Annotated in this window: 17 protein-coding genes; 9 read left to right on the top strand and 8 right to left on the bottom strand. The window is 59.6% G+C overall.

The window, feature by feature from the left end; all coding sequences use genetic code 11:
- Positions 1 to 123: 123 nt before the first annotated feature.
- The 8 genes from glyA to RS027_RS05180 all read left to right on the top strand — a co-directional run bounded on the left by glyA (position 124) and on the right by RS027_RS05180 (position 9,527).
- Positions 124 to 1,422, top strand: coding sequence for a serine hydroxymethyltransferase (gene glyA, locus RS027_RS05215; protein WP_311954890.1), 1,299 nt, complete (start codon positions 124 to 126; stop codon positions 1,420 to 1,422).
- Positions 1,423 to 1,446: 24 nt separating this feature from the next.
- On the top strand, positions 1,447 to 2,697 hold the full coding sequence (locus RS027_RS05210) for a sarcosine oxidase subunit beta family protein (RefSeq protein ID WP_311954867.1): 1,251 nt from the start codon (positions 1,447 to 1,449) through the stop codon (positions 2,695 to 2,697).
- A 12-nt stretch (positions 2,698 to 2,709) separates the two neighbouring features.
- Positions 2,710 to 3,132: a sarcosine oxidase subunit delta gene (locus RS027_RS05205; RefSeq protein ID WP_311954866.1), complete on the top strand. Its 423-nt coding sequence runs from the start codon at positions 2,710 to 2,712 to the stop codon at positions 3,130 to 3,132.
- Positions 3,129 to 6,170: a sarcosine oxidase subunit alpha family protein gene (locus tag RS027_RS05200; protein ID WP_311954865.1), complete on the top strand. Its 3,042-nt coding sequence runs from the start codon at positions 3,129 to 3,131 to the stop codon at positions 6,168 to 6,170. The genes RS027_RS05205 and RS027_RS05200 overlap by 4 nt, the downstream gene beginning before the upstream one ends.
- On the top strand, positions 6,163 to 6,813 hold the full coding sequence (locus tag RS027_RS05195) for a sarcosine oxidase subunit gamma (RefSeq protein ID WP_311954864.1): 651 nt from the start codon (positions 6,163 to 6,165) through the stop codon (positions 6,811 to 6,813). The genes RS027_RS05200 and RS027_RS05195 overlap by 8 nt, the downstream gene beginning before the upstream one ends.
- A gap of 61 nt (positions 6,814 to 6,874) precedes the next feature.
- Entirely contained in the window at positions 6,875 to 7,219 is a 345-nt protein-coding gene (locus RS027_RS05190; protein ID WP_311954863.1) for a cupin domain-containing protein, read from the top strand.
- Between the two features lie 45 nt (positions 7,220 to 7,264).
- Positions 7,265 to 8,134, top strand: a complete 870-nt coding sequence (purU, locus tag RS027_RS05185; protein WP_311954862.1) for a formyltetrahydrofolate deformylase — start codon at positions 7,265 to 7,267, stop codon at positions 8,132 to 8,134.
- A gap of 13 nt (positions 8,135 to 8,147) precedes the next feature.
- Positions 8,148 to 9,527, top strand: coding sequence for an L-serine ammonia-lyase (locus RS027_RS05180; protein WP_311954861.1), 1,380 nt, complete (start codon positions 8,148 to 8,150; stop codon positions 9,525 to 9,527).
- A gap of 229 nt (positions 9,528 to 9,756) precedes the next feature.
- Here RS027_RS05180 and RS027_RS05175 read toward each other — a convergent pair whose 3' ends face one another.
- The 4 genes from RS027_RS05175 to RS027_RS05160 all read right to left on the bottom strand — a co-directional run bounded on the left by RS027_RS05175 (position 9,757) and on the right by RS027_RS05160 (position 15,123).
- Positions 9,757 to 10,680, bottom strand: a complete 924-nt coding sequence (locus tag RS027_RS05175; protein WP_311954860.1) for a CobW family GTP-binding protein — start codon at positions 10,678 to 10,680, stop codon at positions 9,757 to 9,759.
- Positions 10,667 to 12,298: an amidohydrolase gene (locus tag RS027_RS05170; protein ID WP_311954859.1), complete on the bottom strand. Its 1,632-nt coding sequence runs from the start codon at positions 12,296 to 12,298 to the stop codon at positions 10,667 to 10,669. Before RS027_RS05170 ends, RS027_RS05175 begins: the two co-directional genes overlap by 14 nt.
- A 20-nt stretch (positions 12,299 to 12,318) precedes the next feature.
- A complete protein-coding gene (locus RS027_RS05165) occupies positions 12,319 to 13,782 on the bottom strand; it encodes a sodium:solute symporter family protein (protein ID WP_311954858.1) in 1,464 nt (487 codons plus the stop codon).
- A gap of 108 nt (positions 13,783 to 13,890) precedes the next feature.
- Entirely contained in the window at positions 13,891 to 15,123 is a 1,233-nt protein-coding gene (locus RS027_RS05160; RefSeq protein WP_311954857.1) for a Zn-dependent hydrolase, read from the bottom strand.
- Between the two features lie 137 nt (positions 15,124 to 15,260).
- Here RS027_RS05160 and RS027_RS05155 point away from each other — a divergent pair, with 137 nt between their 5' ends.
- Positions 15,261 to 16,148: a LysR family transcriptional regulator gene (locus RS027_RS05155; protein WP_311954856.1), complete on the top strand. Its 888-nt coding sequence runs from the start codon at positions 15,261 to 15,263 to the stop codon at positions 16,146 to 16,148.
- 165 nt (positions 16,149 to 16,313) lie between these two features.
- Here RS027_RS05155 and RS027_RS05150 read toward each other — a convergent pair whose 3' ends face one another.
- From RS027_RS05150 to RS027_RS05135, 4 genes are read right to left on the bottom strand one after another with little or no spacing between them, the layout of a single operon-like run.
- Positions 16,314 to 17,474 (bottom strand): DUF3322 domain-containing protein, encoded by a 1,161-nt coding sequence (locus tag RS027_RS05150; RefSeq protein ID WP_311954855.1) that lies wholly within the window; start codon positions 17,472 to 17,474, stop codon positions 16,314 to 16,316.
- On the bottom strand, positions 17,471 to 20,848 hold the full coding sequence (locus tag RS027_RS05145) for an ATP-binding protein (protein ID WP_311954854.1): 3,378 nt from the start codon (positions 20,846 to 20,848) through the stop codon (positions 17,471 to 17,473). The genes RS027_RS05150 and RS027_RS05145 overlap by 4 nt, the downstream gene beginning before the upstream one ends.
- On the bottom strand, positions 20,848 to 21,480 hold the full coding sequence (locus RS027_RS05140) for a DUF4194 domain-containing protein (protein WP_311954853.1): 633 nt from the start codon (positions 21,478 to 21,480) through the stop codon (positions 20,848 to 20,850). The genes RS027_RS05145 and RS027_RS05140 overlap by 1 nt, the downstream gene beginning before the upstream one ends.
- 57 nt (positions 21,481 to 21,537) lie before the next feature.
- Positions 21,538 to 22,974: a DUF3375 domain-containing protein gene (locus RS027_RS05135; RefSeq protein WP_311954852.1), complete on the bottom strand. Its 1,437-nt coding sequence runs from the start codon at positions 22,972 to 22,974 to the stop codon at positions 21,538 to 21,540.
- Between the last annotated feature and the right edge of the window lie 105 nt (positions 22,975 to 23,079).

Genomic DNA, 23,079 nt, shown 5'->3' with positions numbered 1-23,079 from the left:
GGGACGGTCCCGTTAACTTGCATGAAAGCATATGCCCATTGACTACGCGGCCATCATAAGGCGTCACCGGCCAGCGTTTCGCCCAACAACAAGGAGCACGTCATGACGACTATGAAACCTTCCATGAATACCCAGCGGCTGAGCGATTTCGATCCACGGATTGCCGCTGCGATTCGGGATGAAGAGGGGCGCCAGGAGGCGCATATCGAACTGATCGCTTCCGAGAACTATGCCAGCAAGGCAGTTATGGAGGCTCAGGGCACCCAGCTGACCAACAAGTATGCGGAAGGCTATCCCGGCAAGCGCTACTACGGTGGCTGCGAGTACGTCGATGTGGCTGAGCAGCTGGCCATTGATCGTGCCTGCGACCTGTTCAGTGCAGACTATGCCAACGTCCAGCCGCACTCCGGCGCCCAGGCCAACGCCGCGGTTTTTATGGCGCTGATCAAACCCGGCGATACGGTGCTGGGCATGAGCCTGGACCACGGTGGCCACCTGACCCACGGTGCGGCGCCAAACTTCTCCGGCAAGCATTACCACGCGGTACAGTACGGCCTGAACCCGGAAACCGGCGAAATCGACTATGAAGAGGTCGAGCGTCTGGCGCGCAGTCACAAGCCGAAAATGATCATCGCCGGCTTCTCCGCCTATGCGCGCGTTGTTGATTGGCAGCGTTTCCGTGCCATTGCCGATGAGATTGGCGCCTGGCTGCTGGTGGACATGGCGCATGTCGCCGGTCTGGTGGCGGCGGGTTACTACCCGAGCCCGGTTCCCCATGCCCATGTGGTTACCACTACAACCCACAAGACCCTGCGCGGGCCCCGGGGTGGCTTGATTCTTGCCGCCGGCGGTGACGAGAAACTGTACAGAAAGCTTAATAGCGCAGTGTTTCCGGGCCAGCAAGGGGGGCCGTTGATGCATGTGATTGCCGCCAAGGCGGTGGCCTTCAAGGAAGCCATGAGCCAAGAGTTTGTGCAGTATCAGCGCCGCGTGATCGATAACGCCCGCGCCATGGCGGAAACGGTCATCGAGCGCGGCTACGAAGTGATTTCCGGCGGCACCGATGACCATCTGTTCCTGCTGTCGCTGATCCAGCAGGGAGTAACCGGCAAGGATGCAGACGCTGCCCTGGGGCGCGCCCATATCACCGTCAACAAGAATGCGGTGCCCAACGACCCGCAGAGTCCTTTCGTAACGTCGGGGCTGCGCATCGGGACGCCGGCAGCTACCAGTCGCGGCTTCGACGAAGAAGACTGCAAGGCGCTTGCCGGCTGGATTTGCGACATTCTTGACGTTCTGGCCGACCAGGGTAATACCGACGCGGTCGAGGCCGAGGTCCGGGAAAAAGTGGCCGCGCTATGCGAGCGTCATCCGGTCTATGCCGGACAAACAGATAGCGTTCGCGAAACCGCTGGCGCCTAAGCACAAACGTCTGGGAGACTTCCTATGCAACGTTATTCCGGCTTCGGGTTGGTCAAGCATGCGCTAAGCCATCATGCGAATTGGCAGCGTCAGTGGCGCAACCCCACGCCCAAGAAGCAGTACGACGTGATCATCGTTGGGGGCGGCGGCCATGGCCTGGCCACCGCCTACTATCTGGCGAAGAACCATGGCATCAAGAATGTCGCGGTGGTGGAGAAAGGTTGGCTGGGCGGCGGTAACACCGCCCGCAACACTACTATCGTGCGCTCCAACTATCTGTGGGACGAGTCGGCGCGGCTTTACGATCACTCTCTGGACCTGTGGAAGGGGCTGTCTCAGGAGCTCAACTACAACGTCATGTTTTCTCAGCGTGGCGTGATGAACCTGGGGCACAATCTTCAGGATATGCGCGATATTCAGCGCCGGGTGCATGCCAATCGGCTGAACGGCATCGATAGCGAGGTGATTCTCGCCGATCAGATCAAGGAAATCGTGCCGATTATTGACACCTCCAAGCGCGCTCGCTACCCGATACTCGGGGCTTCATGGCAGAAAACCGCCGGCGTTGCGCGTCACGACGCGGTGGCCTGGGGCTACGCCCGGGCGGCAGATGCTCTAGGGGTCGATATCCTGCAGAACACCGAAGTCACCGGCTTCAAGATCCGCGATGGACAGGTGTACGGCATACACACCAATCGTGGCGACATTGAGTCCAAGACCATCGGTTGCGTGACGGCGGGTAACTCCGGCGTGGTCGCGGGAATGGCCGGTCTCAAGCTGCCGCTGGAGTCGCACCCGCTACAGGCGCTGGTCTCTGAGCCGATGAAGCCGATCCTCGATACCGTGGTGATGTCCAACCACGTACACGGCTACATGAGCCAGTCTGACAAAGGTGACCTGGTGATCGGCGCCGGTATCAACGGCTATCTTGGCTACGGCCAGCGGGGCAGCTACTACACCGTAGAGCATACGCTGCAGGCCATTGTGGAAATGTTTCCGACCCTTTCTCGAGTACGCATGAATCGCCAGTGGGGTGGCATTGTGGACACCTGCGCGGATGCGTGCCCCATCCTTTCGAAGACCAAAGTCAAGGGGTTGTTCTTCAACTGCGGCTGGGGTACCGGCGGCTTCAAGGCAACGACGGGCTCAGGACACGTATTCGCGGCAAGTCTTGCCAAAGGCGAGATGCATCCCCTGGCTGCACCATTTTCCATCGATCGCTTCAATACCGGCGCGTTGGTGGATGAGCATGGCGCCGCGGGCGTTGCGCACTAAGGAGAAAATTATATGTTCTACATTAACTGTCCTTACTGCGACGAATATCGCGACGAAGAAGAGTTTGCCCCCAAGGGGCAGGCGCATATTGCCCGCCCGGCGGAGCCGGAGAGCTGCTCGGATGAGGAGTGGGGTGCTTATTTATTCTTCCGCGACAATCCGCGGGGTGTGCATCATGAGCTGTGGGTGCACGCGCTGGGCTGCCGCAAGTTCTTCAACATCACGCGTAACTCGGCAAGCTACGAGATCTTCGAGACCTACCGCATGGGCGAGCAGCCCCAGGTTACGGCACAAAGCCTGGCGGATAAGGCCAAACAGTCTGGCGCACAGGCGGCGGACGGCGGTTGGCAGACCGTTGGTTCACGCCCTGAAAACGAAACGCTCAACAAAAGCAGCGATACATCCGATGCGACCAGCAAGGAGGGAACGGCATGACCCAGGCAAATCGTCTGCAGCAGGGCGGTCGTATCGACCGCTCCCGCTCACTCAGCTTTACCTTCAACGGCAAGACCTATCACGGGCACGAAGGCGACACCCTGGCCTCGGCCTTGCTGGCGAACGGCATCGATATCATTAACCGCAGCTTCAAGTATTCTCGCCCTCGCGGCCTCGTCGCCGCCGGTGCGGAGGAGCCCAATGCGATTGTCCAGCTGGGCAATACGGAAGCCGCCCAGGTGCCCAACGTGCGCGCCACTCAGCAGGGGCTTTATGAGGGGTTGAGCGCGCGCTCGACCAACGGTTGGCCGAGTGTCCAGCGCGACCTGATGAGCTGGGTCGGCAAGCTGGGCGGTGGCTTCATGCCGCCGGGCTTCTATTACAAGACCTTTATGGCCCCGGCCTCCATGTGGATGACCTATGAGAAGTATATCCGCAAGGGGGCGGGTCTGGGGCGTGCGCCCAGTGAACTTGATCCGGACATTTATGACCACCTTAACCAGCACTGCGATGTCCTGGTGGTAGGCGCCGGCCCGGCGGGTCTGGCGGCGGCGCTGACGGCGGCTAACAGCGGCGCCCGGGTTATCCTCTGCGACGAGCAGGAAGAAATGGGCGGCTCGCTTTTGGACAGCCGCGACACCCTGGGCGGTGCGCCAGCGGCTCAATGGGTGAAGACGACTCTGGAAACCTTGGCCGGCTGGGATAACGTGACCCTGCTGCCGCGTACTACTGCCAACGGTTATCACGACCATAATTTTGTGACCCTGCACGAACGGCGTACCGAGCATCTGGCAGATACCGCACCTTTGGTCAACAATCGCCGCCAAGCGCGCGCGCGTTTGCATCGGGTGCGTGCCAACCGGGTGGTGCTGGCTACCGGCGCGCACGAGCGCCCGCTGGTATATGGCAACAACGACGTACCCGGCAATCTGCTGGCCGGTGCCGTGTCTAACTATATTCATCGCTACGCGGTGGTGCCGGGCAGTAAATTGGTGCTGTCCACCAGCAATGACCACGCCTATCGCGCGGCGCTGGATTGGTTCGATGCCGGGCGCGAGGTGGTGGCGATTGTGGATGCGCGGGCCAATCCGGAGGGCGATCTGGTCAAGGAAGCCAAATCCAAAGGCATTCGCGTGATCACCCGCTCCGCCGTGATCGAGGCCAAGGGGGCCGAACGTGTCAAAGGAGCCCGAGTCGCGCAGGTCGATTTGGAACGCTTTGCCGTTACTGGCCAGGTAGAAGAGCTTGCTTGCGATACCATTGCTACGTCCGGCGGTTATAGCCCGGTGGTGCACTTGGCGTCGCATACCGGATCGCGTCCCACCTGGCGAGACGACCTGCTGGGTTTTGTGCCCGGCGAGGTGAAGGGCATGTACCCGGTGGGCGGCGCTCATGGCATCTACGCGCTGAGCGATGTGTTTGCCGACGGTAAACAATACGGCGCGCAGGCGGCCGAGGCCAGCGGCATTGATTCCGTCGTTGAGCCAACACTGCCGCAGATAGAGGCACATCTGGACTCGCCGGCCTGTGCCCTTTATCAGGTGCCCCACGAGAAAACGACCCTGCGTGCGCCCAAACAATTCGTCGATCAGCAGAACGACGTCACCGCGGCGGGTATTGAAGTCGCGACCCGTGAAGGCTTTGAATCCATCGAGCACGTCAAACGCTATACCGCCATGGGCTTCGGCACCGACCAGGGCAAGCTTGGCAATATCAACGGCATGGCTATCGCTGCGCGGATGCTCAAGCGCACCATTCCGGAAGTGGGCACTACGGTGTTTCGCCCCAACTATACGCCGATCACCTTCGGCGCCATTGTGGGTCGTCACGCCCGTGAATTGTTTGAGCCGGAGCGCTACACCGCCATGCACGAGTGGCACGTGGAAAACGGCGCCGAGTTCGAGGATGTCGGTCAGTGGAAGCGGCCCTGGTATTTCCCCAAAAAGCAGGCTGGCAAGACGGAGTCCATGGATGACGCCGTGGCCCGTGAGAGCCTGGCGGTGCGCACCGGCGTCGGCATTCTGGACGCCTCGACCCTGGGCAAGATCGATATCCAGGGCCCGGATGCCCGGGAGTTTTTGGGTCGTATCTATACCAACAAGTGGGCCAAGTTGGCGCCGGGCCGAGTACGCTACGGGCTGATGTGCAAGGACGACGGCATGCTGATGGACGACGGCACGACTAGCTGCCTGGGCGAGAACCACTTCCTGATGACCACCACTACCGGCGGCGCTGCCGGCGTGATGGAGTGGCTGGAGCTGTGGCACCAGACCGAGTGGCCGGACATGCAGGTGTATTTCACCTCGGTGACCGACCACTGGGCGACGATGACCGTGACTGGCCCCGATGCTCGCAAACTACTCTCCGAGATCACTGATATCGATCTTGCTAAAGAACAGTTCAAGTTCATGGACTGGCGTAACGGCAAGGTCGCTGATGTGCCGGCCCGGGTGTTCCGCATCTCCTTCACCGGCGAGCTGGCCTATGAGATCAACGTCCAGGCGAACTATGCCATGCACGTGTGGAAGACCCTGTTCGAGCACGGCAAGAAGTACGACCTGACGCCGTACGGCACCGAGACCATGCACGTGCTGCGCGCCGAAAAGGGCCTGATTATCGCCGGGCAGGATACCGACGGCTCGGTGACACCGGAAGATTTGGGCATGTTCTGGGCCATTGGCTACGACAAGCCGTATTCCTGGATTGGCAAGCGCGCTTTAACGCGCCCCGATACCGCGCGCAAGGACCGTAAGCAGCTGGTGGGGTTGCGGCCTACCGACCCCAAGGTAGTGCTGGAGGAGGGCGCTCATATCGTTCTCGATAAAGACCAGCCCATTCCCATGGATATGCTGGGGCATGTGACCTCGAGCTATTACAGCCCGAATCTGGAAAGTGGCTTTGCCCTGGCGGTGGTCAAAGGTGGCCGGGATCGCATGGGCGAGAAGATCTATCTGCCCACGAGGGACGGTCAGGCTCATGAAGCCGAGATCGTCAGCACTGTATTCATCGATCCCAAGGGAGAGCGCCAGCATGTCTGATATTACTTACGGCAAGGTCGCGACCTTTGATACCCGCCCGGCTACCTCGATTCCCATGGAGTCACCGCTGTCCGTGGCCTACCACCGGGGCAGCGCCCCAATGCCGGCTCAGGACAGCCAGGTCGTTCTCGAGGAGAAGCCTTTCCTTGGTCATCTTATCCTGCGCGGCGGCGCTATCGTCCTTGATGAGGCGGTGCGCGATGTGCTGGGTATCAGCCTGCCTGGCCAGCCGTTGGGGCTGGCGCTGGATGCCAGCGGCGAGCGTAGTGTGCAGTGGTTGTCGCCGGACGAGTGGCTGGTGATTGTGCCCGGCGGCGAGGAGTTTGAGCTGGAAAATCGCCTCCGCGAGAAACTTGGCGATGCCCACTTCGCTATTCTCAACGGCAGCGGCGGCCAGACCCTCATCGAGCTGACCGGTGACAAGGCGCTTGAACTACTCATGAAATCGGTGACCTATGACGTTCATCCCAGCAATTTCCCGGTAGGCAAGGCGGTCAGTGTGCAGTTCGCCAAGGCCAGTGCCATTCTGCGTCATCCCAGCGAAGACCGCTTTGAACTGGTGCTGCGCAGAAGTTTTGCCGACTACTGCTATCGCTGGCTGCTGGATGCCGGTGAGGAGTACGGCATCGGCGTCACGCGCTGAGGCTGGGCAAGCGCTGAGCGCGGAAGCCGTTCCCTGTTATGACTCTTAAGAAGGAAAGATTATGTCTATCAAGATTAAAGCACTGCGTGATGCACAGCCGGACGTACTGCTGGACGCTACGCCGTGGGAAAAGCTCTCGGGTGAGCCGCATACCGTTAATCTCAACGCCTATGCGTCGGAAGACGGCACCAAGACTATGGGAACCTGGATCTGCACGCCAGGCAAATGGGCAGTGGACTATGACAAGTGGGAATACTGCGATTTCCGCGAAGGCTACTGCATTCTCACGCCGGAAGGCGGCGAACCTATTCACCTCAAGGCCGGCGATATCTTCATTGTCGAGCCCGGCTTTAAGGGGACTTGGGAAGTGGTAGAGACGGTGCGCAAGTACTTCGTTTTTGCCTAAACGCATTCGTCGCTCCCACCTTTTACGTTCAAAGGAGTTAAGCTCATGGGTCGTCGCACGGACAGCTGGATTCTGACTGCCCAGTGCCCTAGCCGGCTCGGCACCGTGGACGTGGTAACACGCTTCCTCAAAGAGAGCCGCTGTTACATTACCGAGCAGCAGTCGTTCGACGACCGTCTGAGCAGTCGCTTCTTTATTCGTACCGAGTTTTGGCCTGAAGGTGACGCTGACTTCGATGCCGACGCCTTTCGGGCCGGCTTTGTGGCGCGGGCCGCCGAGTTCGGCATGACCTTCGAGCTGACCCCGCCGGGACGGCGGATGCCAGTGGTCATCATGGTTTCGAAGGCCGATCACTGCCTCAACGACCTGCTTTACCGCTATCGCACCGGACAGCTTTCCATCGATATTCGCGCCATTATCTCCAACCACCCGGACCTGGAGTCACTGGCCGAGTGGCACGCGATTGCCTTCCACCACCTGCCCATTACCCCCGCTACCAAGACCGAGCAGGAGGCGAGGGTTTGGCAGGTGGTCGAGGAGAGTGGGGCCGAGCTTGTGATCCTGGCGCGTTACATGCAGGTGTTGTCCAGCGATATGTGCACCCGGCTGGCCGGACGCGCCATCAATATTCACCACTCTTTGCTGCCCGGATTCAAGGGGGCCAAGCCCTACCACCAGGCCTTCGAGAAGGGCGTCAAACTGGTTGGCGCCACGGCCCACTACATCAATGAAGACCTTGATGAAGGGCCGATCATCAGTCAGGGCGTGGAGCCGGTCAGCCACGCGGACTACCCCGAAGACCTGGTGGCCAAGGGGCGTGATGTCGAGTGCCTGACCCTGGCCCGGGCGGTGGCCCTGCACGTGGAGCGCCGGGTCTTTCTGCACGCCAGGCGAACAGTGGTGTTTGACCGTTAAGGGGTAAGAAAACATGTCAATCAGCGTTTTCGATTTGTTCAAGATTGGTGTCGGGCCGTCGAGCTCGCATACCGTGGGCCCCATGCAGGCGGCCTATGACTTTATCGATGAGTTAAAGAATCAGGATTTGCTCGAGCGCGTTGTTCGTCTCGAGATCCAGCTCTACGGCTCCCTGTCGGCCACGGGTATCGGCCACGGCACCGACCGGGCTGTCATAATGGGGCTGATGGGCGAGCGGCCCTACAGCATTGACCCCGCCCACATCGGGCCTTGTATAGAAGAGCTTCGGCAGTCCGCTACGCTACGTCTGGATAGCCGCTACAACGTATCCTTCCTGTGGGATCGCGATATGCAACTGCTGGAGGAAAGCCTGCCGTATCATCCCAACGGCATGCGCCTGATCGCCCATGGCGATACCGGCGAGCTGTACCGCAATACCTACTATTCGGTGGGCGGAGGCTTTGTCGTGGACCAGGCTCAGGTCGACCAGGGCAACCTCAATACGACTACCACCGAGTTGCCCTATGAATTCAACAGCGGTGATGAACTGCTGGCACTGTGCCGACAGCATGATCTGAGCATCAGTGAATTGATGCTGGAGAATGAGAAGGCGTGGCGCAGTGAGGCGGAGGTGCGCGATGGCCTGTGGCAAATATGGGAAGCCATGCAGGCCTGTGTCCAGCAAGGGCTTCTAGGTGAAGGGGTGCTGCCAGGCGGACTCAATGTCAAGCGCCGTGCGAGCGATCTGTATCGCCATCTGGAGGCAGCAGAAGGCGATAAAAGTCTGATCTCTACCACCTTCTCGGCCATGGATTGGGTCAACGTCTATGCCCTGGCGGTCAACGAAGAAAATGCCGCCGGCGGGCGTATGGTCACTGCGCCGACCAACGGCGCGGCCGGCATCATCCCGGCGGTACTGCACTACTACATGAAGTTCCAGGCCGATGCCGACGAGCGCTGTGTGGTGGACTTTCTGCTGGCCGCGGCGGCGGTCGGCACCCTATGCAAGAAGAATGCCTCCATTTCTGGCGCCGAGGCGGGCTGTCAGGGCGAGGTGGGCTCGGCCTGCGCCATGGCCGCCGCCGGCCTTACCGAAGTACTCGGGGGGGCTCCGGCCCAGGTAGAAAATGCCGCCGAGATCGGTCTTGAGCATAACCTGGGGCTGACCTGCGACCCGGTGGGCGGCCTGGTGCAGGTGCCCTGTATCGAGCGCAACGCCATGGCCTCGGTCAAGGCGATCAACGCCACCCAGCTGGCGCTGCACGGCGACGGCAAGCATTTCGTCTCCCTGGACCAGGTGATCCGCACCATGCGCGACACCGGTAACGACATGAAGGACAAATACAAGGAAACCTCTCGGGGCGGCCTGGCGGTGAATACTATCGAATGCTGAGGCAAAGAGCGGGGCACGCTCGCGCGTATTGTTGGATTGCGTTGCGCCGTGCTTGCGCAATGGTTCAAAAGCCTACGAGGCTGCCGTGGTCATTGAATGCGGCTACCCAGGTCGCCCCACAGAAGTAGACGTAGGCCACATGGCTGAGCTATGAGCGCTGAGTGATGGTGCAGTGCGACGTCGTTTATGTGCCTGGATTGGACATGTATAACCACCTCTAATGGACTGTTTATGATGAGCCCTTTAATAACAATCTCACGGCTTGTTCAAAGGCGCTGAAGCGTTCACCGGATAGGCCGATAAAGACGAGCCTGGTTTCCTTGGGCGCGCGCAGCGCGGGTTGCCAATGCAGCCTCCCTCCGGTGAATTGCAATAGTTCGATATCGCCACTGGCTTCGACAAGCATAAAGCCCTTGGCACGAAAAAGTACGTCCTGGTATGCCTCAAGCAGCGCCGAGAGACGTGTCTTGTCGATTTGTTCCTGGCCGGACAGGCTGAAGGTATGCCACTGACTGTGCGACGCGGCGTGGTGGCTGGATGGGCCTGGAGGGCGAGAAGAAATGGACGGCTGGGCAGGTGGGCTGCTCGGTGTTTCTTCTGCCTCGTACTGGATAAGGGCGTGTGGGTTGAACTGCCTTAACCACTGTTCGAATTCGCGTTTCCCGTGGGGAGTCAGACGGTTGATTCGCAGGGTATCCGCGGCCTTGACCTGGTCGTGCCAGGCATCACCTACCAGCGGGTCTGCTGCGTGTTGCCGCGCCCGGGAGCCATCGACGATGCACGCTACCTCGGCCAGGCGCAGCCTATGAGAAACACGAGCAATATCGGCAATACGTGCCGGGTTCGCGACACCGCTTGCCTCGATGATGATCGCTCCGGGCTCTGTACGGATACGCAACGCTTGAGCGAGCTGCTCTGCCAGAGTGCCGCCCAGGGTACAGCAGATACAACCATTGCTGAGCTGCATGACATTGTCATCACGATATTCAATCAGCGCCGCATCGATATTGATGTCGCCGAAGTCGTTGACGACGATCAGGGCATCCGGGGGCAAACCGCCTTGGATCAGGCGGTTGAGGTAAGTGGTCTTGCCCGTGCCGAGGAAGCCTCCGATGACCGTTACAGGAATCGGCGCGCACTTAGTCGTCGGCATGTACCTCGCCCCCCAGGACGGTGGCTTTCACACGGATATCCTTTAGATGGTTTGGCTCACAGGCCAGCGGATCCTCCTCGAGGACAGTAATATCAGCAAACTTGCCGATTTCCAGACTGCCGACCACATGATCCAGCCGCAGCGTATAGGCAGCGCCAAGGGTAATCGCCTCCAGCGCTTGCGGAACCGTGAGCTTCTCCTGTTCGCCAAGCTGAACTCCCGAGGCGCTACGCCGCATGACCGCACACCAGGCCGTGAAAAGCGGTCCGAGCGGCGTGACGGGTGCATCGCTGTGAATAGCCAGGGGAATATTCAAATGCCTGGTGGAAGCCAGAGGCTCGAGGCGCTGGCAGCGCTCAAAGCCCAGCGTGCGGGAAAGGTGGATATCGCCCCAATAATAAAGGTGGTTGGCGAAAATGTTCAGGCAGATGCCAAGCCGGGCAGCACGCCGCAGTTGCGCATGATCCATGATTTGACAGTGCTGCAAGGTGTGACGGTGATCGAAACGTGGCCAGAGCTCCTGGGCCTCCTCAATGGCATCGAGCATCAGCTCTACGGCCTCATCGCCGTTGCAGTGGATGTGCAGTTGAATACCGGCTTGATGGTAATGATGGACGATATCTTTCAACTGCTGCGGCGGTGCGTTCCAAATGCCGTTGGGGCTGCCATCATGATAATAGGGCCATTTCAGCCGTGCGGTGTAGCCCTGAATGGAGCCATCGGTCATTAGCTTGACGGGGCCGAAGTGGAGCTTGTCGCTGCCGCGGTGCTGACAATCGCGTAGTCTCGCCACGCCCTCTTCCGGAGACCAGTTCAAAGCCGCCATGGCAGGTACCATCCGTACCGGGTAGGCGGTATCAGCAGTGGCCACTTCCAGAGCAGTTATTCCTTCATCGGAAAGCGGGTTGTATAGGTCGGTAATCGTGGTAATGCCACTGTGTCGCGCGATGCGCGCGTAGCGTTGCAAGGTTTCGGTGGAGGCCACCAGATCGAAGATACTGAAGCCCAAAGCGTCGAATACCACATGCATGGCGGCCATTTCCTGTAGCTCGCCATCGGGTTTGCCATCCTCTCCCAGGCGAATGCCTTGGGTATCTTCTACCTGCTCGATACCGGCCAGCTTAAGCATGGCAGTATTGACCGTCAGAACGTGAAGGTTGGCATGAAACACCACGACCGGGCGTTCGCTGACGGCGGCATCCAGCACATGCCGATCCAGTCGTTCGCCGGGGAAGTAGACCGGGTCGAACCCCCAGGTGATGATCGGCGATGCCTCATCCACCGTGGCGGCATATGCCTTTAGCCGCTGCTGCATCGCTTTGATGCTGCGTAAGCCTTCCCAATAGCGCCCATCAGGATCGGTGCGTCCGAAATACCCCAGGTAACCGTAGTTCCATAAGGCGCCTTCCAACGCATGGCTATGCCCTTCGACGAAGCCCGGTAGAAGAATGTCGTTGGCAAACCGCGCGTCGTGATGGGCGCCCTTAAAATCTTGCATGGAATCCTGGGTCCCAACGGCTAGGATACGCCCGTCGCGTACAGCGATATGGGTGGCCTCCGGCTGGGAGGGGTTCATGGTAATGATGCGTTTGGCAGAATAGATTGTCGTCATGTTCATTATACTAGCCTTCCCATACATCACAGTTGATCTTTATCAGCATTTTTTTCACTAGGGTGAAGTCTTGATTTTGCAGTAGGAAGGTCTTCCCAATAAATAGCTTTAACACTTTCGTCCCTAGCGTGGTCAGTGACGAGGCTCACGCCAACAAGGAACACTAGTGAGACAAGAAACCCAGGGATAACAGGATCGATATTTGTACCAAGGAAGGGCCAAGCTATAGTGGTGATGGTTGCTAATGTCATGCTCATCAAGCAGGCGGTACCGGTAGCCCGACGCCAAAACATGACGGCAAGAAAGGGGATAACCAACGTTGTAGCGGTTATCCGCAGGGCCCACTGATACATGGTGATAATGTCTGTCACCAAGTATGCTAATAACACTGCTGATAAGGATATCAGTATCACGCTAAGCCGAGCAGCGAACATCTTGTTTTTTTCATCTGCGCCGGGGTTGATCATGCGATGATAGAAGTCCTGGGCGAGATTGGAGCTTCCCTGAAGAATAAAAGAGTCCGCGCCGGTCATTAATGCTGACAACAGGCCTACTATCACAATGCCGCCGATGGCGGGATGTAATAGCTCTACCGTGACATAGGAAAAAATTAAATCAGCGCGCATATCCAGGGGAACAAACTGTCTTGCAATAACGCCTATCATGTACGGCAATAAAGAGATACCCAATACTATTCCAAAGCCAGTCATTCCGGCCTTTATTGCCACGGCTTCGGTGCGGGAAGCAAAAATACGCTGCCATGTTGACTGCCATACTAGGTAAAAAGGCGCTACGGTCAGAGCGAAGATAAGTATTTCACCCAAGCCTTCTTTTCCTGTAGGGGATAAATATTCTTTAGGCGTGTTGGCTATAATATTATTAAGGCCTCCGCCAAAGGATACGGCGGCAACTGCCAAAATGATTATCCCTGAAAAAACGATGATGCTTTGCATTGCATCGGTTACTATAGTAGCAACCAGTCCGCCTAGTATAGTAAATCCCAGGATGAGTGCAAAAGAAAGCGCAATTCCGTAATTGAGAGGGATGTTGAAGACAATATTGAAGATTGTGCTCATTCCAACAATTTGTAGTGCAGTAGTAGGAATGGAATATACTATGGCAGAAAATATAGAGGGAAGTATTCCTGCTTTATGCCCAAATCGTTCGCTAAATAAGTCGGCCAATGTGTAAAGTCGCTGCCGTCTAAGCGGTTTGCTGAAAAAATAAATGAGAAGCATGCTGACAAGTATTCCGGGGAGTGCAAACTTAAAATAACCTGACATGCCAACACTAAATCCCATGCCAACCCAGCCAATAAAAACGGCAGCGCCACACCAAGTGCTTATGATTGTTCCGGCTATGCTCCAGAAGCCCATGTTCCAGCCAGCAATCAGGTAGTCATCAAATGTTTTTATCTTGGTAAAATAGTAGATTGCAATTGAGAACATGAATATAAAGTATGCAACTGTATAAGTTAGATACCAAGCCATAGAGTTTCTCCATTGTGTTTATTTTTATGATTAATAGTTTTCATTATTGATTTTGCTGTTTTTATCCTGCTTGTGTAACAATGAAAATTGTTGGTTTTGTTGAAAGGTTCAACGAGCTAACTTGAGCAATGCAAGAAGCAGTGTATTAGCGCCAGCGGAAAGGTCTTCAGGGGTAGCGCTTTCTGCTTCGTTGTGACTGAGCCCCCCAGCGCAAGGGACAAAGATCATGCTGGTAGGCGCTACGCGAGCTACATGACAAGCATCGTGGCCCGCACCGGAAAGCATGCGCCGATGGGGATAACCCAGTTGACGGACAGCTGATGAGACGGCATCAATGCAAAGCGTATCGAAGTAAACGGATGGCGTATCCATTATCCGCTGTATCTCGACTTCCGTACTTTCCTGATGCGCGGCCGTATTAGCCGCTTCATGAAGTTGGGCCTCCATGATATCGAGCGTTTCGATGGTGGCGTGGCGCATATCGACGGTAAGCGCTACTTCACCAGGTATGGTGTTATGGGAATTGGGTAAGCAATCGATGCGCCCTACGGTCGCAACGGCGGATGGCGCCTGCCTTTCTGCGATCTTCCTGACCGCATCAATCGTTTGAGCTGCGCTGAGCAGGGCATCACGACGGCCCACCATGGGAGTGGAGCCCGTATGCGCGTCCTGGCCGTGAAAAGTCACCCGATACCAGCGAGAGCCCTGGACACCGGTGACCACACCGATAGTTTCCTCTTGTCGCTCAAGGATTGGACCCTGCTCAATGTGCGCCTCGATGAAGGCACCGAAACGGTGATCGCCACAGGGTAGCGTTCCCGTATACCCGATATTTTCCAATGCTTCGCCAAGCGTGATGCCATCGGCATCCTCCCGACTGAGACCATAGTCGAGTTCATAGGTGCCGCCAAAGACCCCCGAGGAAATCATGGGTGGAGCAAAGCGGGCGCCTTCTTCGTTGGTCCAGACGCAGATTTCCAACGGAGCGGCGGTTTCAATATTTTGATCGTTTAGCGTTTCAAAAATTTCCACGCCGGCTAACACGCCATAGACGCCGTCGAATTTTCCGCCGTGGGGCTGGGTGTCGAGATGGCTGCCGCAGGCGATCGGCAGGCGCTGCGGATCAGTACCGGGGCGTCGGGCGAAAATGTTGCCCATGCGATCAATGCGAATTTCGCAGCCAAGCGCGCGGCACCACTCGATGAACAGATCGCGGCCTTGACGATCCTCCTCGGTGAGCGCAACCCGGCAGCTGCCGCCTGCAGGCGTGGCGCCGATTTCCGCCATGCGCATCAACCGCTGCCAAAGACGATCCTGATTAACTTTGATTTCTTCGGCCATAAAGCTTCTCTTGTCAATTGTTTTTGCTATTACCAAAGGGGCGATAAAGCGATTACCGCTTTAATGACAGTAGTAGAAGGTTTGCTGATACGTATAATATCAATATTCTATCCTTTGATGTTTTTAAGGTATCAGTGATGAGACATTTCCAGCCGTATGTTCGTCATTTTGTTGCGGTAGCGGAGGAGCTGCATTTCCGTCGCGCGGCGGAACGTCTGCATATTGCGCAGCCGGTACTGAGTCGAGCGGTTCAGCAGCTTGAGGAAAAAGTAGGGGTGGTACTGCTGCAGCGCAGCCGTCGGCACGTCGCCCTGACTGCCGCTGGAAAACTTTTTCTGGAAGAGTGCCGTGCTGCCCAGCGGATCATGGAGCGCGCGGAAAGGCGGGCAGTCAAAGCGCACCTTGGAGAGATGGGAAAATTAGTGATTGGTTATACCGATTTCGCCATCAATGGCCGTTTACCTTCGATCCTGGCGGCTTTTCATGACGCCTTGCCTGCGGTAGATATCGACTTGGTTCGGCGAGATTCCCATGAGCAGCTTGAAGATATCGCCAGCGAACGCCTGGACATGGGGTTTTTGACGGGGTCAGTCAGCGGAAATGAACTGCAGCACTACCCCGTTCATCAAACGCCATTTGTTGCAGTTTTGCCTGCTAATCATCGACTCGCCGCTTTAAAAGCCGTGCCGGTCAAGGCGTTAGCTGAAGAACATTTTGTGCTGGGGGAAATATATCAGTGGCGGCACCTGGTGCCACAGATCCAGGCTTTATGTCTGCAGGCCGGATTCGTGCCCAAAATCGCCCGGGAGGCCCCTAACAGCGATAGTATTTTTGGTCTGGTGGCTGCAGGGATGGGGGTTACCCTTTATCCGGATTGCCATCTCAATTATGACAGACCGGGTGTTGTTATACGGCCGCTCGCGGATAACGATACGAAGCTCATCACAGAGATGGCCTGGTTATCAAATAGCACAAATCCGACGGTATATCGGTTCATCGAGATAACCAGGGCACTACTGGAATAAGAGCGGCTTACCCTTGGTATCTGGGCTTGGTTTACTGGACTCGCTAGGTGTAGGAGCCGCTTTGTGGCCTTGATCGTGAGAGTTCAAGATGAGCGTAAGTTGTTGAGCCGGTGCATGGATCCGCTGGCCTAAGGGCACAGACCAGAGACAACTGCTGCCAGCGCGCTATAGCGCCGAGAACTTGATGTGCTCTTGCTCCAGGCGCAGGTGGCGGCCGGGCTCCAGGGTGCCAAGCAGGTAGTAAACGGTCTGCTCGTCGGCCGTCAGGTTGGGTAGCTCGCCGGTGTACGGTGAGGGCTCGGTGCCCCAGAGATGGCGGTGGTCTGTCAGCGTGGCGGTGTCCATCAGCAGAGAGCGGCTGTGGGGCAGGGTGTTGCGGAGCTGGCTGAGAATCCGCAGGCCGTGGGTGTCGATGTCGCCCCAGTAAAGCACCTCCTTGTCCTTGAGCCAGTGGGCATCGGCAAGCTGGTGGCCGATGCCGTAGCCCTGACCGAAGATCACCAGCGCCGACGGCGTAGGCGGAAAGGCCAGGGCGGTGATGTCGTTTTCCACGATATACACCCTGCTGACCGACAGGCGGAGCGCGGCAAACTGCTCAACGGGAATTTCGATATCGTCGAGTCCGGCCAGGCGGTGCGCGCTATCCAGAAGGCGCAGGCGCAGGCGGGAAGGCCGGCGGCGAAAGCCGTAGCGCTGTTCGAAGCGGCGCGCGCCGGTCGCGTCACGGTCAATCGCCTCTTCCGGCAGGAGCTGATCAAGCAGCTCGCCGAGCAGCCCGCGGTTGCCTTCAATAAACTTGGTGTGCACGCCGGGGATTTCCAGCTGGCGAATATATAGCCCTGGCCTGGGGTGCTGCGCCATCCATTCCAGCGTGGCCAGCAGGGCAGGCCATTGGGCCTCAAGCGCCAGCACTTTCAGCGGCTTGCGTCGGCACCAGTGGGCAAGCAGCGGAAAACGCCGGATGATATCGGCGGCGAGCGTTTGATATCGGCGAGCGTCGTCCCGCCGGCCGATCTGGCGCAGGGCGGCGTCAAGCGTGGGGATGACCACGGCCACCGGCAGCGTATTACGCCCCAGCTGGCGGTGGTTGACGGTGCGCCATTCCGGCACCAGGTCCTGGCCGGCAGCGTTTTGCCAGTGCGTGGCCCAGCGCCGGGCGTCGTGGAAGTGCTCCAGCAGCCCGCCCGCCGTGGGCTTGTTCAGCACCAGGCGAAGCGGAAAGGTATCGTCCGGCTGCTCGCCGGCGCGCAGCAGATCGCCTTTTTGCCAGCGCCTTTCCAGCTGCCGGCGTATATCGGATAAGCGGGTCCAGCGGGGTTGACTCATGAGTGGGGCCTGCCTTCTTCCCTTGCCGCGCGCTCTTCGCGAAAGGCCTCGATGGTGAGGTTACGCAGCAGCGACTCCCGGCCTTCGGGGTTGGCCACAAAGCTGACGTGGGAGACGTAGGGCTCAATGATGTGAATTTTTTGCAGCGGCGTGACGATCAGCAGCTGCAGGTTGAGCTGGCGGAACAGCTCCAGGCCGAAGCGGGCCGACTCGTCGGAGCCGCGGCCAAAGGCTTCATCGATCATCACGAAACGGAAGCTGCGCGAGCGCACTTCTCCCCACTCCAGCCCGAACTGGTAGACCAGGCTGGCGGCAAGCACGGTATAGGCCAGCTTTTCTTTCTGCCCGCCGGATTTACCCCCGGAGTCGGTGTAGTGCTCGTACTCGCTGCCGTCCTCACGGTAGCGTTCGGAGGCGGCAAAGGTGAACCACTGGCGCACGTCGGTTACCTTGCGGGTCCAACGCTGGTCCAGCTCGGTCGTGCCTTCGCGGCCGCGAAAGCGTTCGATAATCGCCTTGACCTGGAGAAACTTGCGCTCGTCGTACTGGTCGTCTTCAACGCCCAGGGTGGTGTTTTCGGTACAGGCCTTCAGGCTTTCCTGAAACTCGCGGATGTCCACGTCGGTATTGGGCTGGGCTTCCAGCAGGATGTAGCGCCCGGGGTTGTATTCGATATCGGCCAGCGAGCGGTTGATCTGGTCGATACGCTCGCGAATCAGCTGGCGTTCCTTGTGCAGCTGGCCCTGAAAGCTGGCAATTTCGTTGATGGTGTTTTCCTGCAGCAGCTCCTGGAAGCGCTGCTCGAAGCGGGGCAGGTTGTCGGCCTGCAAGGCGTGCAGCATGGCGCGGTATTCGGGCACGGCGTCGAGGCTTGCGTCCACCTCCTGGGTATCCAGCGGCCAGTCGTGCTGAAACCGACTCATGGCCTTGAGAATGCGCGCTTCCAGACGTCCCAGCTGCCCGGTTTCGTTGTCGATTTTTCGCTGCAGCCATTCGCGAAACTCCTGCTCGCGGTTGGTGCACGACTCCACCGTCAGCTGCTGCTCGCCCAGCGCTTCGGGGCGCAGGGCATCCAGTTCCTTGAGAGCCTCGGCCTGTCCGGGCTCCCGTTCTAAAAGCGCCTGGGCCTCTTCCAACGCCTGCTGCGCATTGCGCTGCTTGTCTTCGGTGCGGCCCAGCTCGCGGTTGAGCTGGCGCTCGGCGTCTTCCTCTTCGCGGATATGCGTTTCCAGCGCCGTTAGCTGCTCGGTCAGCATCTGCAGCTGGCTGGAGGCGGACTCCAGCGCCTGCTTTTCCCGGGTCAGCTCGGCGATGCGCTGTGCCGGAGTGTGCCAGTCAATCTCGCTGAAGCTTTGCACCTGCAGCAGGGCGGTGATGGCGTCCCGCTGGGCGGTCAGCTCACGGCGGCGGGTGTCGATCTCGGTCAGCTGTGTGGCCAACGCTTCGAGGGCTTTTTCCTGTTCGGCCTGGCGGTTTTCCAGGGCGGCGATTTTCTGCTCGTTGCTCCAGCCGAGGACAAAGCGGCTGCGGTCATCCAGGCGGTGGCGGTCGTCCTTTTCGTGGCGGTGATGGCCGGACTTGATCTGCCCGGAAGCGGTGAGGGCCCGAGGCTCACGGCGGAACTGCTCCAGGTCGTCGCAGCAGGCGTAGTCGAACCGGCGGGCCAGCTCCTGCTCAAGCCAGGGGAAAAAGGCCGAATCGGGGCGGATATCGAGCTTGTCGATCAGCGACCGGGCGTGCCGCTCAGGCGGCGCGGTCGCCTGGGGGCGGCGCACCCGGAAGTAGACCAGCCGCCCGCGCAGGTTGGTGGACTCGACCCAGCGGGCGACGCTGGCGTAGTGCTCGTCGGCGACCAAAAGCGACAGCGCAAAGCCGTGGAGCACGCGCTCGGCCGCGCCTTCCCAGGCGCTTTCCTGCTCGCGCACGCGAAGCAGCTCGCCGGCAAAGGGCAGATTGTCGGCGTCCAGCTCGAGGGCCTGGCACAGGGCGTCACGAATCCCCACCTGGTGCGAATGAATATTGGAGCGGCGCTGGCGCAGGGAGGACAGCTCGTTTTCCAGCGCCTCGTGCTCTTTGCCGTACGCTCGGCGCGATACCTCAAGCTCCGTGCGGCGGTTGTCCAGCTCGGCGGCCAGATCCTGAAGCTCGTCCTTGCGTGCGTTGAGCGTGCCCAGCTGGCGGGTAAAGGTGTCCAGGTCGGGCTGGCGTGTCATGTCCAGGCCGTCGGCAAGGCGCGCGTAGTCGTCGGCTTTTTGCCGGCGCCGCTGGCGTTCCTGGCCCTGCCGGTGGATGTCGGCAGCCAGCTGCTCCAGGCGGTCGCCGCCCTGCTGGGCAATGGCTTCCTTGATCTGGTCACGCTGGCCGCGCTGTTCGGTCAGGGCGTCGGCCTGCTGCTGCAGGCGACGGCGCTGGCGCTCGTGCTCGGTTTCCAGATGGCCAAGACGCTTTTTCAGCAGCTGCTGGCGATGCCAGGCAAAATAGCTTTTCAGCGCATCCCGGCTGTTTTCCCAGCGCTGGCGCAGGCTAACGCTTTGCGCGTGCCGGTCGCCGTCGGCCACCAGGGGCGTCAGCGCCTCAATCTGGCGGCGGGCCTTGAGCACGGCGGCATGGGCCCGGCTCAGGTCGTCAAAATGGTGGAGCAAACCGTCAATGCGCGGCTGCACATCGAAGGCTTCGAGCATGTGTTCGCGGACAAAGTCGGTCAGGTTGCCCACGGACTTCATCGACACGGTCTGGTGAAACAGCTCCAGCGCCTGGTTGTTTTTCAGCCCGAACAGCCGGCGGAAGGTCGCCTCGTAAGGCGGAAAACTATCGAACAGCTGAACGCCCGGGCGGGTGCGCAGCTGCTTGCGCAGCGTGGCGAGGTCGTTGTTGAAGTGGGCCAGATGCTCGCGGATCGTCAGGGCGTCTTCGGCGACCAGGTAAAAGCGGTCGGGCTGGCCGTGCTTGTCCCGGTGCCAGAAGACCTGGGCCAGGGTGACCTGCTGGTCGTAGCCTTCGTTGCCGAATACGGCGAGCAGCACGGAATAGCTGTTGTGGTCGCGCAGGGCGACGGGTTTGGCGGTGTGGCCGCTGTCGCTGCGCTCGGACTTGTAGTAGCCCTGAACGTAAGAGCGCAGCGAGCGCTCCCTGTGCTGCGCCCCGGCGGCCTTGTTGTAGGCTACGCGCTGGGTGGGCACCAGCAGCGTCGTCATGGCATCCACCAGGGTAGACTTGCCGGAGCCGATATCGCCGGTGAGCAGGCCGTTGTCGCCGTTGGCCTCCACCCGCCAGACCCGGCAATCAAAAGTCCCCCAGTTGAGCACCTCGAGGTATTGCAGCCGAAAGCCGGCGCGGGTGTCGCTCTCCACCATGTCAAGCAGCTGTTCCTGCATCAGTCCTGGCCCTCTTGTGTCGCTGACGGGTCGCCTGCCGGCGTGATGTGGCGCTGATAGTCCGCCAGGCGCTGGTCGAATTCGTTCAGCCACTGGGCGTCGACGTAGGCCTTGATGATCCGGCGGATTTCAATTTTATCCGGCTGGTCGCGCAGGCGGCGGATAAACCCCAGCTCGGCGACCCTGTTGAGGTGGCTGTCGATCCGGTCGACCAGGCGCGCCTCGTTGGAGCTTTCGGGGAGGAAGGTGCGCATCAGGCTGACTACCTCCTCGCGGTCCAGAATGACCCGGACGTCGCCGCCGGAGGTATCCGCCTCGGCCAGTTTGCGCCGCAGCAGGGCGATCAGTAGGCTGACCGGATAGGAAAGCTGGCGGCGGCTCATGAGCCGGGGCAGCGCCGCGGTGCCGGTATCGTCCTCCCGGGTGGCAAGCCAGGCGTAGCCCTCCGCCTCGTCCAGCTGGAAGGCGAGCCCCAGCACGGCCACGTAATCGCGGATGCGTGGCTGCAGCGTCATGATCTGCTGCCACAGGTCGGGATCGTCATCCCGGTAGACCACTCCCTTGAGCAGCTTGATCACGGCCAGGGACAGCGCGTTATCTGAAGCGGTGTCGTGAGGTTCGGGCGCGGTCATGTCAGCAGGGTCTCCACGGCAGGGGGAGGTAAGGATAAGATAACGCCAATACCCGGCCTAACGGGTAAAGATGACGCGTTGAATTCGCGCCAGGCGTCCGGTGCCGGTATCATCCATCCAGCGGATGCTATCCTGACGGCTGTCGTCAAAGCTTGCATGGCTATCCTCGCTGGCGATGCTGAGATAGGTAACCAGTTCGGCGAGCCCTACCTGCAGGGGGTGGCGCTGGATCACGTCGGCGAGCGTGGCCTGGGGGCGATTGCGCAGGGTATCGCGGATATGGCTTTCAAGGCGCTGGCGATCCACGATCAGCTGATTGAACAGGGCGTCGGGATCCACATCCGACTCGTCTCCGACGTCGACCTCGGACTCGATCACCGGCTTTAGCGGCGGCGAAAACAGCGGTCGCTCCATGGCCAGGTGTATGCCGGCCTGGGGCGATTCCATGGTCATCAGCGTGGCCTCGGGCGGCGTCTCGCGCAGCTCCAGCGCCCGGCCTTCCAGCGATTGGATCAGCTGCATGATACGCTTGTTTTCCAGGTAGGTCTGGTCATCCAGAAAGCGCCGCAGCTGCCGGGAGAGACGAGCCACGGTGCGCTGGGTCTGCTCGCCGGCGTCCAGCCAGTCAAAGTGAATCCGCTTGAAGCGTGCATCCGGCCGGAGCCTTTGCACCGCGTCCAGCTCGAAGACGCGAGCAAGGCCCTCAGACAGCTCCTGCTGGCGCGTAGGCGACATCAGGAACTCCCAGAAAGCGCGAAAGGTCCGCCCCTGGTCGGTGTCGGCAATGGCGTCGCGCTCGCCGAATATCTGCTCCAGCAGTTCGCCCTTGCTGCCCTCCCAGGCGGTAATCTGCTCCCGGGCTTCGCGGTCCAGCTGGCGGAAGTTATGTTCCACTTGACGAAAGTCTGCCAGCAGCTCCCGGGCGGTACCGCTCAGCTGTTGGAAGCGCTCGCGCTGGGCAGTGTCATCCATGATGGCGATTTCGCCGGCTTCCACCCGGGCGATCTCACGGTCAATGGCCGCGCGGCGCGAGTGCAGGTCGTCCAGCCGGGCCTGCTGGTCGGTCTCGGTCCCGGCGATCATCTGCTGGAGCAGGTCGAACACGGTGCGCAGGCGCGACTCGGTGCCCACAAACTGGCGCTGGGTGAGGCTTTCCAGCCAGCCGAGAGCCTTTTCCGTGGCCGGGGTCAGATCAAAGTGGGCCTCGTCGCTGCCCAGCGGGTAAAACTTGCGCAGCCAGCCCTTGTCGTTGTCTGCCCAATCATTCAGGTAGTCACCGGCGCTACGCGGAAAGGCCGCCTCGCCGTGGGTTTCCCGCAGCTGAAACAGCAGGTCTTCCAGCTGCGAGCGCAGCCCGGCCTCGGCCAGGGTGCGCGCATTGGGCTGGATAAAAGCCGCGTCGAGAAAGCTGATGATCAGCGCAGCGTGGTCGGCCAGCAAAAGCCGCCAGGCAGGGTGGAGGCGGCGTAGCTGACTGAGAGAGGCGTAATCCAAGGCGCGTACCTTAAAGGCGGTGACAAACATCGGATGATAGGGCAGACGGGCGTCGGGTTAAAGCCGGCCGATGGTGTGGACTCTGCCATCAATCATGACTTTCTC

This window comes from Halomonas garicola (genome assembly GCF_031935715.1).
GTDB lineage: Bacteria > Pseudomonadota > Gammaproteobacteria > Pseudomonadales > Halomonadaceae > Vreelandella > Vreelandella garicola.
Note: the sequence above shows the minus strand (reverse complement) of the source record. Positions and strands in the feature narration are given on the sequence as shown.

Excerpts from the sequence above, each read along its gene's own strand:
- glyA (WP_311954890.1), top strand. The coding sequence starts at position 124 with ATGAATACCCAGCGGCTGAGCGATTTCGATCCACGGATTGCCGCTGCG.
- RS027_RS05210 (WP_311954867.1), top strand. The coding sequence starts at position 1,447 with ATGCAACGTTATTCCGGCTTCGGGTTGGTCAAGCATGCGCTAAGCCAT.
- RS027_RS05205 (WP_311954866.1), top strand. The coding sequence starts at position 2,710 with ATGTTCTACATTAACTGTCCTTACTGCGACGAATATCGCGACGAAGAA.
- RS027_RS05200 (WP_311954865.1), top strand. The coding sequence starts at position 3,129 with ATGACCCAGGCAAATCGTCTGCAGCAGGGCGGTCGTATCGACCGCTCC.
- RS027_RS05195 (WP_311954864.1), top strand. The coding sequence starts at position 6,163 with ATGTCTGATATTACTTACGGCAAGGTCGCGACCTTTGATACCCGCCCG.
- RS027_RS05190 (WP_311954863.1), top strand. The coding sequence starts at position 6,875 with ATGTCTATCAAGATTAAAGCACTGCGTGATGCACAGCCGGACGTACTG.
- purU (WP_311954862.1), top strand. The coding sequence starts at position 7,265 with ATGGGTCGTCGCACGGACAGCTGGATTCTGACTGCCCAGTGCCCTAGC.
- RS027_RS05180 (WP_311954861.1), top strand. The coding sequence starts at position 8,148 with ATGTCAATCAGCGTTTTCGATTTGTTCAAGATTGGTGTCGGGCCGTCG.
- RS027_RS05175 (WP_311954860.1), bottom strand. The coding sequence starts at position 10,680 with ATGCCGACGACTAAGTGCGCGCCGATTCCTGTAACGGTCATCGGAGGC.
- RS027_RS05170 (WP_311954859.1), bottom strand. The coding sequence starts at position 12,298 with ATGAACATGACGACAATCTATTCTGCCAAACGCATCATTACCATGAAC.
- RS027_RS05165 (WP_311954858.1), bottom strand. The coding sequence starts at position 13,782 with ATGGCTTGGTATCTAACTTATACAGTTGCATACTTTATATTCATGTTC.
- RS027_RS05160 (WP_311954857.1), bottom strand. The coding sequence starts at position 15,123 with ATGGCCGAAGAAATCAAAGTTAATCAGGATCGTCTTTGGCAGCGGTTG.
- RS027_RS05155 (WP_311954856.1), top strand. The coding sequence starts at position 15,261 with ATGAGACATTTCCAGCCGTATGTTCGTCATTTTGTTGCGGTAGCGGAG.
- RS027_RS05150 (WP_311954855.1), bottom strand. The coding sequence starts at position 17,474 with ATGAGTCAACCCCGCTGGACCCGCTTATCCGATATACGCCGGCAGCTG.
- RS027_RS05145 (WP_311954854.1), bottom strand. The coding sequence starts at position 20,848 with ATGCAGGAACAGCTGCTTGACATGGTGGAGAGCGACACCCGCGCCGGC.
- RS027_RS05140 (WP_311954853.1), bottom strand. The coding sequence starts at position 21,480 with ATGACCGCGCCCGAACCTCACGACACCGCTTCAGATAACGCGCTGTCC.